The following is a 14225-nucleotide window of genomic DNA, read 5'->3' as shown; positions in this document are numbered from 1 at the left end:
GATGTTGTTTTAGTTGGAGACGCTTTAAATTTTCAAGCCGGCTATCTTTTTAAAAACAACTATGAAGTAGCTGGGCGCTTTACTACAATCAGTTTTGATGAGATAACCGGAAAACAAAGCCAAAATCAATACACTATTGGAATTTCAAAATATATTGTAGGTCATAAATTAAAAGTACAAAGCGATTTAAGCTATAATACAATTGAAAGTGAAAAAGGCCCAATAGCATTTCGAATAGGATTTGACCTACATTTTTAAAAGATAATAGATAACAATTTGATAACAATAAAGGGCAATTAAATTAAGAGATTTGCACCAATTTAATTAAATAAAATGGAAAACATATACTTATTAATGATTGTAGCATTGGCAGTACTTGCCATTGCAGATCTTGTTGTAGGGGTTAGTAACGATGCTGTTAATTTCCTTAACTCTGCCATCGGTTCTAAAGCCATATCATTTAAATCGATAATGATTATTGCCAGTCTTGGTATTTTTATCGGCGCCGTCTTTTCAAGCGGGATGATGGAGGTTGCCAGAAAAGGTATTTTCGACCCTGGACAATTTTACTTTGAAGAAATCATGATTGTCTTTATGGCAGTTATGATAACCGATATATTACTGCTCGATTTTTTCAACACCCTCGGTTTGCCAACATCAACAACCGTTTCCATCGTTTTTGAATTATTGGGAGCTGCCGTAGTGATGTCGCTAATAAAAATTGGCGCTAATGAAACTGAAACTTGGGCAGATCTAGGTAAATATATAAACACGGCAAAAGCTACCGAAATTATATTAGGGATCCTACTTTCCGTCGTCATCGCCTTTACGGTGGGTGCAGTCGTTCAGTGGCTGTCCCGTTTAGTGTTTACGTTTCATTACGAAAAGAGAATTAAAAACTTTGGCGCTTTGTTTGGCGGCGTTGCCCTAACGGCCATTGGATATTTCATCTTTATGAAAGGACTGAAAGGAACCCCTTACTACGGAGATTTTAAAGAGGTAGTAGAAGGGAACGAGCTTTACTTTGTTGGAGGAAGCTTTAATTTCTGGACGCTCTTTTCTTTTCTCTTTATGAAACTTTTCAAGAAAAGTATTCTTATTATCGTAATTGCAGTAGGTACATTTGGTTTAGCGCTCGCCTTTTCAGGAAACGACTTGGTTAACTTTATCGGTGTTCCTATGGCTGCCTTTCATTCGTATGAAGCTTGGTTGGCCTCTGGTGAAGCTGCCTCTACTTTTTCTATGGATGTTCTTTCTGAAAAAGTGCCCGCAGAACCTTTCTTACTATTTATAGCTGGTGGTGTAATGGTATTGACGCTTTGGTTCTCTAAAAAAGCCCGTAGCGTAGCCGAAACCGAAATCGGACTATCCAGACAAGGAGAAGGTCACGAAAAATTTCAACCTAATATGTTATCTAGAGTAGTTGTAAAAGGCACTTCGAGAGTTGCACAAGGGTTAAATTATATTTTACCAAAAGCTACCACTAAAAATATAAACTCGCGTTTTGAGAAACCTGTAGTAGAATTACCAAAACATAGAACCTACGAATTGCCGGCTTTTGATATGATTCGTGCTTCTATTAACTTAGTTGTAGCAGGTGTTCTTATCTCAATCGCAACCTCTATGAAATTACCTTTATCTACCACTTACGTAACCTTTATGGTTGCCATGGGGACATCGCTTGCAGACCGGGCTTGGGGGCGTGAAAGTGCAGTATATCGTGTAGCTGGAGTACTAAATGTAATTGGCGGCTGGTTCTTCACTGCATTTAGTGCATTTGTAGCTGCAGGAACATTAGCATATCTTATTTACTTAGGCAAAGGGGTAGCAATAGCTATTTTACTTATGTTAGCCGTACTTTTATTAGTACGAAACTACCTTTCTTACAAAAAGAAGAGCAACATTATAATGGATGAAACCGGTCTTAAAAAAACTGAAAGTAATACCGTACAAGGCATCATTCAGGAAAGTGCAGACAATATAGCAAAAGTGATTCACCGAAGCAATAAAATCTATTCTGATATGCTTCGAGGATTGGCTAAACAAGACACCTCTAAGCTGAAAAAGAGTAAAAAAGGAGTTAAGAAGCTGAACGATGAAATTGATGAATTGCGTGATAATATTTTCTATTTCATAAAAGATCTGGATGAAAAAAGTGTTCGCGGAAGCAACTTCTACATCATTATCCTTGGGAATTTGCAAGATGTAGCCCAATCGCTTGAATTTATTTCAAAAGCGAGTTATAAACACGTAAATAATAATCACAAGGCATTACGTTTTAATCAAATTAAAGATTTACAGGAAATCGATCAATCTTTGGAAAACTTATTTGTTGATATTGAATCTATCTTCCAAAATCGAGAAATCGAAAAGATTGAAATGGTGTTAGATAAAAAACAAGAGCTATTTGAATATGTTTCAGAAAAAATTGAAAAGCAAATAGCCCGTACTGGAACCGAAGAGTCGAGTCCTAAAAACACTGCTTTATACTTCAGTTTATTATTAGAGACAAAAGATTTGATTACCGCTCTAATGAACTTAATGGAAGAGTATTATATAAGCTACAAAAAAGTATAAAATATAATTCTTCGGAAAGAAAAAAGAGCCTTCTACAAAATTTGTAAAAGGCTCTTTTTCTATTTTTTGAACAACTTAATTATCCGTCTATACCCAGTTTGCTATGTGTTTTAGTAATTGCTTTTTCATTTTTTTTATCAATCCACTCTTGCCCTTTAAGCTTACGCATTAAGGTATCAAAATGACGCATGATAGCAATGTTATAAATGGCTTTTCCTATGTTTTTAGGATTTCTAGCAATGGCACGCAAACTCATGGAAAAACCAGGTGTTATGTACCGCATATAGTGCCAATAGCCTTCAGGCATATATAAAACATTGCCGTGTTCTAAATGTGTTTTAAAACCTTTTGCTTTTTTTAAAGCCGGCCATTTACCATAATCAGGGTTGGCAAAGTTTATATCTTCGCGGGTTATAAGCGAATGTGGTATTTTATAAAGGTAATCGTTCTGCTTTTGGTCAAACAATATCACTTCTTTTTTTCCGTGGAAATGAAAATGAAAAATATTGGCCAAATCAATATCATAATGCATAAACGTATAGCTGTCTTCCCCACCAAAGAAAAGCATAGGAAGGCCCTTCATTAATTTTATTCCAAAATCTGGATAAGAATAGTCTTTTTGAAGTTCTGGCACCTCTTTTAAAACATTCCAAAGGAATATACGGTATTTGGTAGGTTCTTTTTTGAGCAAGTCAATATACTCGCTCATTTTCATGGTGGCATGCGGCTCGTTAAAGCCATCTTCGTGGCTCACAGGTCTATCATCATAAAGCGGCACTTCTTTATCACCTGCCACTTTAGCCATATAATCTAAATCCCACTTTTTATAAGCAGGCCATTCCTCAATAAATCGTTCAATTACGACGGGTTTCTGAGGTTTAAAATAGTTGTTGATAAAGTCTTCTTTTGAAATCGTCTTGACTCTATCTATTTCTTGTAATTGCATAAATAATTTGAAAACAGCTAAATTACAAAACTTAGCCGAAAGGTTTTCTTAAAGAAAAGTTTACTTTGTAGCGGCAGTGATTTTTTGAAGGTTGAATCTTTCTATTTTAAGATCTGGAAAAGCTAAAGCAGTACGATTTTCTACTTTAGAGGCGATTTGTATAGTTTTGGACTGTCAACCAAGTGATATTTTATTATATATTAAAGATTGACATATTTTTAATACTTAAACAGAATCACATTTTATAACTTTATAGCTTTAAAAACACAAATAAACACCTTACTAATTTGAGAATAGCTAAAAACCCCGTCGAAACGTTTATAAACAGCTCAACATCGGGTAGTTATATCCTACTTTTGTTTACGGTCATTGCTTTGGTTTGGGCAAATTCGCCTTGGCACGAAAGCTATCATACTTTCTGGAACGAAACTTTTGCCATTGGTTTTAGTAATACAGATTTTATAATTGAAAAACCTCTGTATTTGTGGGTAAATGATGGGCTAATGACCATTTTCTTCTTTTATGTAGGTTTAGAAATTAAACGTGAAATTTTAGATGGCGAACTTACCACCATGCGAAAGGCATCTATGCCTATTTTTGCGGCTTTGGGGGGTATTGTTGTTCCTATTGCTATTTTCTTATTACTACACGACCAAGACCGAGGAGCATCAGGCTGGGGTATCCCTATGGCTACAGACATCGCCTTTTCATTAGGAATACTTAATTTATTGGGGAAGCGTGTACCATTAGGACTTAAAATATTTTTGACAACCTTCGCTATTATTGATGATATTGGTGCCATTTTGGTAATTGCAACATTCTATAGTCACGAAATGCACCTCTCCTATTTATTTGTAGCACTTGGCATATTAACTTTTTTGGCATTTTTGGCTTACAAAAAATTTCACTCAAAATATTTACTGCTAATTTCTGGAATCGCTGTATGGGTCCTTTTCTTAAAATCCGGGATACATCCTACAATTGCAGGGGTTTTATTGGCATTGGTCATTCCATCGAGTAGAAACATAGAACTAGACAACTTTTTTGAAGAAATACGAAAATCCCTAAACCTTTTCAAGAAAACAAAGGCCAAAAGAATTGTCTTATCGGATGAACAACAGGATGCTGTCGATAAAATAAACCTGATAACCGATCGCGTACAAACACCTATGCAACAATTGGAAAATGGCCTTAGTGGATGGGTTGCGATTGTTATTATGCCCATATTTGCCTTGGCCAATGCCGGAATAACCATAAGTCTCGATTCGTTGAGCACTACAGAGCTTATCTCACAAATAGCCATTGCTATGGTTCTGGGGAAAGTTATAGGTATTACTTTATTTAGCTATTTAGCCTATAAACTTAAAATTGCGGTACTTCCCACTGGAATAAACTTTAAACAAATTCTCGGAGTTAGTTTTTTAGGTGGCGTAGGCTTTACTATGTCACTATTTATAGCCGAATTAGCCTTTAGATCTAATGACCTATTGACGACCTCTAAAATTGGAATTTTATTAGGCTCGATGGTTGCCGGAATAGCAGGATATCTTATTTTGAGGTTTCAATTAAAAAAGAATGAAGAGGAAAAAGCATCCCGTAACGTTTAACAAAATCTACTGATTCACCCATACAGAGTTTCTTGGGTCTGTCGCCGCATCTAAAAAGTCGATTTTTAGTTTTTCAGCAATGTTTTTACCTATTTCAAAACAATCTTGAAAATTGTCGAGCGTAGTTATATTAAAATGATTGTTTCTATTGTACCGAAAGATTAACTTCGTAAAACCCTTTTCCGTTTTTAAAAATTGAAATATATTCTAACTTTTTAAAATCTTTCCATTTACCAAACTTTAAAGGACCAACACAATGTTCAATTTTATATCTCTTTTCTTCAAAATCAAAATGGTAGTCCCTAATCACGGAAAATGTCAAGCCAGTTGAAAGCAACATACTTGCTGCATATAACCAACCTGTATTAGGTTCGACAACAAATTTATATAGACAGACTAACAAAAGCGTATAGCAAAGTGCAGCAATAATTCTATGCCATAGTGGACGGTTTCCTTCAGAAATAAAAACGTTTTGCTTAATCACAAGAAGACAATAATACTCACATTAATAAAAAACCCCAAATTTCGAAAGTGAAATTTGGGGTTTAATTGTTTTGATATATGCTGTTTAATCGGCCAACACAATCGCTTTATTGTTATTCATTTCAATGGTTCCGCTGGTAATTTCAAGTACCCACTTCCCATCTTCTTTATTGAATTTATTTTCAAAACCTTCAGCTATGGTAGGATTTCCAGAAAATTTTACTTTCCCTTTCGCTAAAACAGATACAATTGGGGCGTGATTATTTAACATTTGAAACTCACCTTCTACGCCCGGTACAGTTACCGACTCTACTTCTCCACTTACCAATAAAGCTTCTGGGCTTACTATTTCTAAATACATTATTTTATGCTTTAGGCTTTAAGCTTATAGCTTTAAGCAATTTATGATTCAGCTAACATTTTTTCTCCAGCCTCGATTGCTTCTTCAATAGAACCTTTCAAGTTAAAGGCTGCTTCTGGAAGGTGATCTAACTCTCCGTCCATAATCATATTAAATCCTTTAATGGTTTCTTTAATATCTACCAATACTCCTGGAATACCTGTAAACTGCTCTGCTACGTGAAATGGCTGAGAAAGGAAACGTTGTACACGACGTGCACGGTTTACCGCTTGTTTATCTTCTTCAGATAATTCTTCCATACCCAAAATAGCAATAATATCTTGTAATTCTTTATAACGCTGTAACAACTCTTTTACACGTTGTGCACACGCATAGTGCTCATCACCTAAAATATCAGCCGTAAGAATACGAGATGTAGAATCTAACGGGTCTACCGCTGGATAAATACCAAGCTCAGCAATTTTACGAGATAATACAGTTGTTGCATCTAAGTGAGCAAACGTTGTTGCAGGAGCAGGATCTGTTAAATCATCTGCAGGTACGTATACCGCTTGTACAGATGTAATAGATCCTTTTTTAGTTGATGTAATACGCTCTTGCATAGCTCCCATTTCGGTTGCTAAGGTAGGTTGGTAACCTACCGCAGAAGGCATACGACCAAGAAGTGCTGACACCTCTGATCCTGCTTGTGTAAAACGGAATATATTATCTACGAAAAATAATACATCTTTTCCTTGACCATCTCCTGCTCCATCACGGAAGTATTCTGCAATAGTTAATCCTGAAAGCGCTACACGAGCACGTGCTCCTGGTGGCTCATTCATTTGTCCGAATACGAACGTTGCTTTAGAGTCTTTCATAGCAGTTTTATCTACTTTAGAAAGATCCCATCCACCTTCTTCCATAGAGTGCATAAAGTCATCTCCGTATTTAATAATACCAGACTCTAACATCTCACGAAGTAAATCGTTACCCTCACGAGTACGCTCTCCAACACCTGCAAATACAGACAAACCACCGTGTCCTTTTGCAATGTTGTTAATTAATTCTTGAATAAGTACAGTTTTACCTACACCTGCACCACCAAATAAACCAATCTTACCACCTTTAGCATAAGGCTCAATAAGGTCAATTACTTTAATACCAGTAAAAAGAACTTCTGTAGATACAGATAGATCTTCAAACTTAGGTGCATTACGGTGAATTGGTAGACCGTTGTCTCCAGTCTTAGGCATGTCTTCCATACCATCAATAGGATCTCCTACAACATTAAATAGTCTCCCGTAAACATCACCAATAGGCATTTGTATTGGAGCGTTTGTCGCTTCAACAGCAGTACCTCTTGACAATCCATCTGTAGAGTCCATAGAGATAGTACGCACGGTGTTTTCACCAATGTGTGATTGTACTTCTAGAACTAAGATAGATCCGTCTTCTCTTTTTATTTCAAGAGAATCGTAAATTTTTGGAAGTTCGCCTTCTGTGTCAAACGCAACGTCAACAACAGGGCCAATAATTTGAGCAACTTTTCCTGTGACTTTAGACATTATCTAAATGGTTTTTAGTGTATTTAGCTTATATAAAATAGGATACAAGTACCCTTCATTTTCAAGGTGCAAAGATAGTTTTTTAATTTAAAATGCAATACGGAAATTTTGAAGTTTTTTGAATACATATATTTATATTTAATACAACCACTAATAAAGCACTGTACTTTACATAAACTATTATACACTAGCCAAAAACAAAAGAGCTCTAATTAAATTAGAGCTCTTTTAAATTTATAGTATTCCATTTTCAAGACAATTACTCTACAGTAACACTCTTTGCAAGGTTTCTTGGCTGGTCTACGTTTTTATCTAGCATTACCGCTATATGGTAAGACAAGAGCTGTAACGGAATAGTGGTTAATAAAGGCGTTAAGCTTTCTAAAGTTTCAGGAACTTCTATAACATAGTCTGCTCTTTTTCTTACTTCAACATCACCCTCAGTAACTATACCAATAATTTTTCCCTCACGAGATTTTATCTCTTCAATATTACTAACAACCTTGTCATAATGCCCTTTTCTTGTAGCTATAACCACAACAGGCATCTGTGAATCTATTAAAGCAATTGGTCCATGCTTCATCTCTGCAGCAGGATACCCTTCTGCATGTATGTAAGATATCTCCTTAAGTTTTAAAGCACCTTCTAAAGCAACAGGAAAGTTAAATCCTCTACCTAAATAAAGGAAGTTTTTAGCATCTTTATATTTACTTGCAACAACCTCTATATGTTCATTAGACTCTAAAGCCTTCTTTACCTTTTCTGGAATTTGTTCTAATTCTCTTAAGTGTTCATTAAACTGCGAATTAGACAACACTCCTTTTTGCTTAGCTAATCTTAGTGCAATTAGAATTAACACTGTAATTTGAGTTGTAAAAGCCTTTGTTGAGGCTACCCCAATTTCTGGTCCTGCGTGAGTATATGCACCTGCATGTGTTTCTCTAGAGATAGATGAGCCTACAACATTACAAACACCAAAAACAAATGCACCGTTTTCTTTTGCAAGATTAATTGCCGCCATAGTATCTGCAGTTTCTCCACTTTGTGAAATTGCAATTACGACATCATCCTTGTTTATTATTGGATTACGGTATCTAAATTCTGAAGCATACTCAACCTCTACAGGTATTCTTGCAATGTCTTCAAAAATATACTCTGCAACTAAACCAGCGTGCCAAGAAGTTCCACAAGCTACAATGATAATGCGCTTAGCGTTAAGAAATTTCTCGATGTTATCATCTATTCCGGCCATTCTGATGAGGTTTTCATTCACCAACATTCTACCTCTGTAGGTATCACTGATTGCGTCTGGCTGCTCATAAATTTCCTTAAGCATAAAGTGATCATAACCACCTTTCTCAATTTGCTCAAGGTTTAGCTGTAGCTCTTGTATATATGGTGCCACTAAAGAATCATCTTTAATCTTCCATATTTTTAAATCTTTATGATTTCTTACTACTGCCATTTGGCCATCTTCTAAGTAGATAGCATTTTTTGTAAACTCAATAAACGGTGAAGCGTCACTCGCTATAAAAAACTCATCTTCTCCAACACCTAAGGCCAAAGGGCTCCCTAATCTTGCTACAACTATTTCATTAGGTTTTTTTCTATCAAAAACTGCAATTGCATAAGCTCCTACCGTTTGGTTTAAAGCAATTTGAACTGCTTTACCTAACTTAACTTTCTCATTTTTCTTTACATCTTCAATAAGGTTAACTAACACCTCTGTATCTGTATCAGATTTAAATTTGTAACCTCTTTTAGTGAGCTCTTGTTTTAATGGGTCATAATTTTCAATAATTCCATTATGAATAATTACAAGATCTCCAGAGTTTGAATAATGAGGATGAGAGTTTACATCATTAGGCACACCGTGAGTTGCCCAACGTGTGTGACCAATACCAATATTACCTTTAATGGTAGCACTTGACTCACATTTTTGTTTTAGCTCCTCTACTTTACCTTTTGTCTTACAAAGTTGAATTTCACTTCCATCCCATAATGCTATTCCAGCACTATCGTAACCTCTATATTCTAATCTCTGTAATCCTTTTAATATAATTGGATACGCATCACGATGTCCAATATAGCCTACAATTCCACACATAAGTTTTGGTTGTTAGTTTGGTTCTGTGTAATAGATTCTTAATTTTAGTCGCTTGTCTTCATTAGGCGACAAATTACTGTGAAGCACTGTACCTTCTGGTGATAATGGAGCTGTAAAAGGCACAGTAACATCTTCTGAGCTGTTACTTGTTTTTGCGTTAAGATCTCCTAAAATCTCAACGTTAGGAGAAACAGCTACTCCTATTCGAGTATTAGTGGAGTCGTTTTGAATTATGTTTTTCACATATTCTGTCATCTTAATCTTATAGAAAATACCAGTTTCTTCTTCGTCTGTTGTACTACCAGATTCATTCTGTGTTCTTGTTAATCTTCCCAAGTGCAATATTCTAGAATTAACTGGATCTGTTGCATTTTGAGTAAAATCTATAGTATAGTCAAACAAGATAGTATTATTATTTAAATCATACACAAATATACGTTCTGGCTCCTTCTCTCCATTGTCTGCTAATTGCTGATTTACATAGAATGTTAAGTTTGCTTCATTCACCAACCAGTCAAGTTGCTTTAAAGAATCTAATTGATCTTCATCGCTAAACAGTTCAATTTCAGCAATATTAGGCGTAGCGCCTTTTATATATAAGTTTTGATTGTTTTGAGATGGCGTAAATGGAGTCTTATAGGTGTTTACAATTATATCACCGAAATTTAACACAAAGGTCTTAGTTGTATTATCTGTAGTTGTCTCTCCTTCTGTACCACCATTAGACTCTTCTAAGTCTGATCTGTAATACAATGTTATATTTGCATTTGTAGATCCAAAATTAAGTAATGCCATTGAGCCATTAGGGTTTACAGCTTCTGCATTAAAATACAAACCTCTAAAGAAATTCTTAAAGTTATTATTATTCAACAACTCCTCTGAACCTTCTTTATCTATAATATTATTCTTAAAATAAGTACTATCTAACTTCACGCGAAGTCTTGGCGTAACTCTCTCAACAATTGTATCATTTGTCTCATCTTCATCATCGTCCTCTTCATTTAATCTCTTTAATACAAGTTCTTCGTTAGAAAACTCAAAATTATCATCTTCAAAAAACACAAAATCTCTTAAGTTATTTTCAAATTCTTGTTGTTGGTTAGAGTAGTACAGTTGAGCATTACTAAAACCATCTCCCGAGTTTGGGTCTACATTTCTTAAAAAATATCCAGACTCCTGAACACTTAGTTTAATTGGACCACTGCCGTAAATAGAATCTAAACTATAAAATGTAGTATCTCCTTCTGCTGCTGTAGGTGTACTAAAGTAAGGAATAGACATAACCACACTATCTAACTCTACATTATCTCCGAAAGTTGGGTTTGCAGAAGCCATTACTAATTGTGTTAAGACGCTTGCAGATGTTTGTCCATAAATTTCATCATTATAAACACCCAACAAGTATGTTGGCAAACCATTTGTTTGCACACCAACAATATCTTGTTGCGATGTAACCATTTGAGTTCCATCAAACAATAATGCATCAAAATTTTCTGAAGGAATTAAATCTGAACCTACAGTATTAAACTCTTCTTCTTCACATGAACCTAAATAAAAAATAGCAACTAGAAGAGCTGCTACTTTTATAAAATTTTTAGTTATAGTCATTAAATTTATTCTTTATCATTTAGCACTTTTGTGCTATAAAATTCTTGTAACGGCTGAGAAAAACTCTCAAGCCCTTTGTATTCTAATACTGGTTTTTTACTTGCTTCTGCATACGCTACCAATTCATCAGAAAGATCTTCGCTACCTAATACTATGGCGTCAGAAAAATCCATAGATGTTTTCATTAAACCATTAAAAGTAGGCTCAACAATGTGAGCAACGCTTGTATCTTCTATACCATCAAACATAATTTTCTGAGCCATGTCTTCATCTAAAGAACCCTCAAAACCTGAGTTATAAACCGATGTCACAATTTTTGCATCTTTAAACAAAGGCTCATTACCGTAGTAGTTTTTAAGATATAATGGCAATAAAGATGCCAACCAACCGTGAACATGAATAATATCTGGAGACCAGTTTAATTTCTTAACGGTTTCAATTACACCTTTAGCAAAGAATATTGCACGCTCATCATTATCAGGAAATAAATTTCCATCCTCATCTGTTAGTGTAGCTTTACGTTTAAAATAATCTTCATTATCTATAAAGTAAACCTGCATACGCTCTTTAGGAATAGATGCAACTTTAATTATTAGCGGCATATCTAAATCATTAATGACCAAATTCATACCAGACAATCTAATAACCTCATGCAATTGGTGACGACGCTCATTTATATTACCAAACCTTGGCATAAAAATTCGAATCTGTCCACCAATACTGTTTATCATTCGAGGCATCTCAAAAGACATCGACGATATTTCTGTTTCTGGCAGATACGGTATTACTTCAGATGATATGTATAATATCCTCTTATCTTTCATAGGTCTTTACTTTAAGCGTTACTTGGTTCAAAAAACACGCAAAATTACAAAAATTTAAGCCAATAACCATTTTTAATCTTACTTTTGCACGCCATTAACACAATATAAATGCCTACGTTTAAGGACGCCACATCTCTACAAGCATTTCTAAACTCTCAAAGAACGGGTAATAACACTGTTGGTTTTGTTCCTACAATGGGTGCTTTGCACAAAGGCCATCTTGCTTTGGTGACATCTGCTTTATCACAAAACGAAATTGTTGTGGTAAGCATTTTTGTAAATCCTACGCAATTTGGCAATGCAGGAGATTTAAAAAACTATCCTCGCACATTATCAAAAGACGAGGCACTTTTAAAAACGTTGCATAACGATATTATTGTGTTTGCTCCAAATGCAGAAGATTTATATAATGGCAATATCACTTCTAACTCTTATAATTTTGGAGCTATTGCTAATGAAATGGAAGGCAAATACAGGCAAGGTCATTTTAACGGTGTAGGCACAGTTTTAGAGCTTCTTTTTGATATTGTAAAGCCAGATTATGCTTATTTTGGAGAAAAAGATTTTCAGCAATTACAGATTGTTAGGAAATTGATTTCTTTAACCAAACAGCCAGTAACTATAGTAGGTTGTCCTATTTATAGAGAAAATAGCGGACTCGCTATGAGTTCAAGAAATGAACGTCTGTCTAAAGAACGCAGAGATGCATCTGCATTTATTTACAAAACACTACAAAAAGTTAAAGAAGATTTTAAATATAAGTCGGCAAGGCAACTTAATGAATGGGTTAAGAGTGAATTTGACAAACAAGAAGCACTAGAGCTAGAGTATTTTGAAATTGCCAACATAGACACACTTAAAACCATTAAGAGAAAACATAAGAACAACAAATACAGGGCTTTTATTGCTGTATTTGTAGAAGACGTAAGATTGATTGATAATGTCTCTTTAAATTACTAATTTTGAATATGCTTGTAACAGTAGTAAAATCTAAAATTCACCGTGTGAAAGTCACAGGTGCAGACCTTAATTATATTGGTAGCATTACCATAGATGAAGATTTAATGGATGCTGCAAATTTAGTTGAAGGCGAAAAAGTTCAAATTGTGAACAACAACAATGGCGAACGTCTTGAAACTTATGCAATTCCTGGCCCTAGAGGAAGTGGTGAAATTACTTTAAATGGAGCAGCTGCTCGTAAAGTTGCAAAAGGAGATATTCTTATTCTTATTACTTATGGTATGATGACCATGGATGAGGCTAAGAACTTTAAACCGTCTTTAGTGTTTCCTAATGAAGAGAATAACCTTCTGAAATAAACAACTTTGAATAAACACCTTTCTAAAATTTTAAAAACACTACTCCCACTTTTACTGGGAGTTTTTTTAATTTGGTATATGGTGTCTAGCGCAACTCCGGAAGAACGCGAAAAGCTTTGGGTTAATATAGTAGAAGCTGATAAGTTTTGGATAGCCGTTTCCCTTATTTTAGGATTACTAAGCCATGCATCTAGGGCTTACAGATGGAAGTTTCTTTTAGAACCTTTAGGATATAAACCTAAGTTTTATAATAGTTTTATGGCAGTTATGGTAGCATATTTGGCCAACCTTGGCATACCGCGTTCTGGAGAGGTCTTAAGAGGTGCAACTATTTCCACCTATGAGAAAGTTCCTTTTGAAAAAGCATTTGGGACTATTGTATCAGAACGTATTGCAGACCTTATTATGTTACTTTTAGTAGTTGCTACTGCTATACTGTTACAGACAGACACTTTGTTGAACTATTTTAATGACCAAGATATTAATCCTTTAATGGCTGTTGGAATTATTGTTTTATTAGTGGTTGGCGTGCTAGTAGGTGTTCGAATATTAAAGAGCTCTACCCACAAATTCTTTGTGAAGCTAAGAACATTTGCAGAAGGACTTTTAGACGGTATGAAAAGCATTTTGCATATGAAGAATAAGTGGGCGTTTATCTTTCATACAGTATTTATCTGGCTCTCTTATGTGCTTATGTTTGGTGTTATTAAATATTGTATTCCCGGAACAGAGAACTTAAGCATTGCTGGTATTCTTGCAGCTTTTGCAGTTGGGTCTTTTGCTATTTCTGCAACTAATGGCGGCATAGGAGTATATCCATTTGCTATAGGCGCAATTTTAATATAT

12 protein-coding genes and 2 pseudogenes are annotated in these 14225 nt (G+C 35.0%); 7 read left to right on the top strand and 7 right to left on the bottom strand.

Annotation, left to right across the window (positions count from 1 at the left end):
- Positions 1 to 258, top strand: a pseudogene (locus CL818_RS13395) (porin); the annotation flags it as partial.
- A gap of 75 nt (positions 259 to 333) precedes the next feature.
- The gene (locus CL818_RS13390; protein WP_286973369.1) at positions 334 to 2577 is read left to right on the top strand and encodes an inorganic phosphate transporter; all 2244 of its coding nucleotides are present in this window, start codon (positions 334 to 336) and stop codon (positions 2575 to 2577) included.
- A 79-nt stretch (positions 2578 to 2656) separates the two neighbouring features.
- Here the strand turns inward: CL818_RS13390 and CL818_RS13385 are convergent, their stop codons facing one another.
- Complete coding sequence (locus CL818_RS13385; protein ID WP_286973367.1) at positions 2657 to 3523, bottom strand: cupin-like domain-containing protein; 867 nt, start codon at positions 3521 to 3523, stop codon at positions 2657 to 2659.
- 94 nt (positions 3524 to 3617) lie between these two features.
- Here CL818_RS13385 and CL818_RS13380 point away from each other — a divergent pair.
- Both CL818_RS13380 and nhaA read left to right on the top strand, forming a co-directional pair.
- A pseudogene (locus CL818_RS13380) lies at positions 3618 to 3734 on the top strand (helix-turn-helix domain-containing protein); the annotation flags it as partial.
- 76 nt (positions 3735 to 3810) lie between these two features.
- Positions 3811 to 5130, top strand: a complete 1320-nt coding sequence (gene nhaA, locus CL818_RS13375) for a Na+/H+ antiporter NhaA (RefSeq protein WP_286973365.1) — start codon at positions 3811 to 3813, stop codon at positions 5128 to 5130.
- Positions 5131 to 5275: 145 nt separating this feature from the next.
- Here the strand turns inward: nhaA and CL818_RS13370 are convergent, their stop codons facing one another.
- The 6 genes from CL818_RS13370 to CL818_RS13345 form a co-directional block, all read right to left on the bottom strand.
- Complete coding sequence (locus tag CL818_RS13370; RefSeq protein WP_286973363.1) at positions 5276 to 5614, bottom strand: hypothetical protein; 339 nt, start codon at positions 5612 to 5614, stop codon at positions 5276 to 5278.
- A gap of 84 nt (positions 5615 to 5698) precedes the next feature.
- On the bottom strand, positions 5699 to 5974 hold the full coding sequence (locus CL818_RS13365; protein WP_286973361.1) for a FoF1 ATP synthase subunit delta/epsilon: 276 nt from the start codon (positions 5972 to 5974) through the stop codon (positions 5699 to 5701).
- Positions 5975 to 6015: 41 nt separating this feature from the next.
- Entirely contained in the window at positions 6016 to 7521 is a 1506-nt protein-coding gene (gene atpD / locus CL818_RS13360) for a F0F1 ATP synthase subunit beta (protein ID WP_286973359.1), read from the bottom strand.
- A 259-nt stretch (positions 7522 to 7780) separates the two neighbouring features.
- Positions 7781 to 9628, bottom strand: coding sequence for a glutamine--fructose-6-phosphate transaminase (isomerizing) (gene glmS / locus CL818_RS13355; protein WP_286973357.1), 1848 nt, complete (start codon positions 9626 to 9628; stop codon positions 7781 to 7783).
- A gap of 12 nt (positions 9629 to 9640) precedes the next feature.
- On the bottom strand, positions 9641 to 11236 hold the full coding sequence (gene bamH / locus CL818_RS13350; protein ID WP_286973355.1) for a BamH family beta-barrel-assembly machinery protein: 1596 nt from the start codon (positions 11234 to 11236) through the stop codon (positions 9641 to 9643).
- A 5-nt stretch (positions 11237 to 11241) separates the two neighbouring features.
- The gene (locus tag CL818_RS13345; protein WP_272973217.1) at positions 11242 to 12060 is read right to left on the bottom strand and encodes a glycogen/starch synthase; all 819 of its coding nucleotides are present in this window, start codon (positions 12058 to 12060) and stop codon (positions 11242 to 11244) included.
- Between the two features lie 108 nt (positions 12061 to 12168).
- On the opposite strand from CL818_RS13345, the gene panC reads away from it, so the two are divergent.
- The 3 genes from panC to CL818_RS13330 all read left to right on the top strand — a co-directional run.
- Complete coding sequence (panC, locus tag CL818_RS13340) at positions 12169 to 13020, top strand: pantoate--beta-alanine ligase (RefSeq protein ID WP_272973216.1); 852 nt, start codon at positions 12169 to 12171, stop codon at positions 13018 to 13020.
- 8 nt (positions 13021 to 13028) lie between these two features.
- The gene (panD, locus tag CL818_RS13335) at positions 13029 to 13379 is read left to right on the top strand and encodes an aspartate 1-decarboxylase (protein WP_013186054.1); all 351 of its coding nucleotides are present in this window, start codon (positions 13029 to 13031) and stop codon (positions 13377 to 13379) included.
- A 6-nt stretch (positions 13380 to 13385) separates the two neighbouring features.
- The coding region (locus CL818_RS13330; RefSeq protein WP_286973353.1) for a lysylphosphatidylglycerol synthase transmembrane domain-containing protein at positions 13386 to 14225 on the top strand (840 nt) is incomplete at its 3' end.

Source organism: Croceibacter sp., from assembly GCF_002716225.1.
Taxonomy (GTDB): domain Bacteria; phylum Bacteroidota; class Bacteroidia; order Flavobacteriales; family Flavobacteriaceae; genus Croceibacter; species Croceibacter atlanticus.
This window is presented reverse-complemented; position numbering and strand designations above follow the sequence as displayed.

Excerpts from the sequence above, each read along its gene's own strand:
- panD (WP_013186054.1), top strand. The coding sequence starts at position 13,029 with ATGCTTGTAACAGTAGTAAAATCTAAAATTCACCGTGTGAAAGTCACA.
- panC (WP_272973216.1), top strand. The coding sequence starts at position 12,169 with ATGCCTACGTTTAAGGACGCCACATCTCTACAAGCATTTCTAAACTCT.
- CL818_RS13390 (WP_286973369.1), top strand. The coding sequence starts at position 334 with ATGGAAAACATATACTTATTAATGATTGTAGCATTGGCAGTACTTGCC.
- CL818_RS13345 (WP_272973217.1), bottom strand. The coding sequence starts at position 12,060 with ATGAAAGATAAGAGGATATTATACATATCATCTGAAGTAATACCGTAT.
- atpD (WP_286973359.1), bottom strand. The coding sequence starts at position 7,521 with ATGTCTAAAGTCACAGGAAAAGTTGCTCAAATTATTGGCCCTGTTGTT.
- CL818_RS13385 (WP_286973367.1), bottom strand. The coding sequence starts at position 3,523 with ATGCAATTACAAGAAATAGATAGAGTCAAGACGATTTCAAAAGAAGAC.
- glmS (WP_286973357.1), bottom strand. The coding sequence starts at position 9,628 with ATGTGTGGAATTGTAGGCTATATTGGACATCGTGATGCGTATCCAATT.
- bamH (WP_286973355.1), bottom strand. The coding sequence starts at position 11,236 with ATGACTATAACTAAAAATTTTATAAAAGTAGCAGCTCTTCTAGTTGCT.
- CL818_RS13365 (WP_286973361.1), bottom strand. The coding sequence starts at position 5,974 with ATGTATTTAGAAATAGTAAGCCCAGAAGCTTTATTGGTAAGTGGAGAA.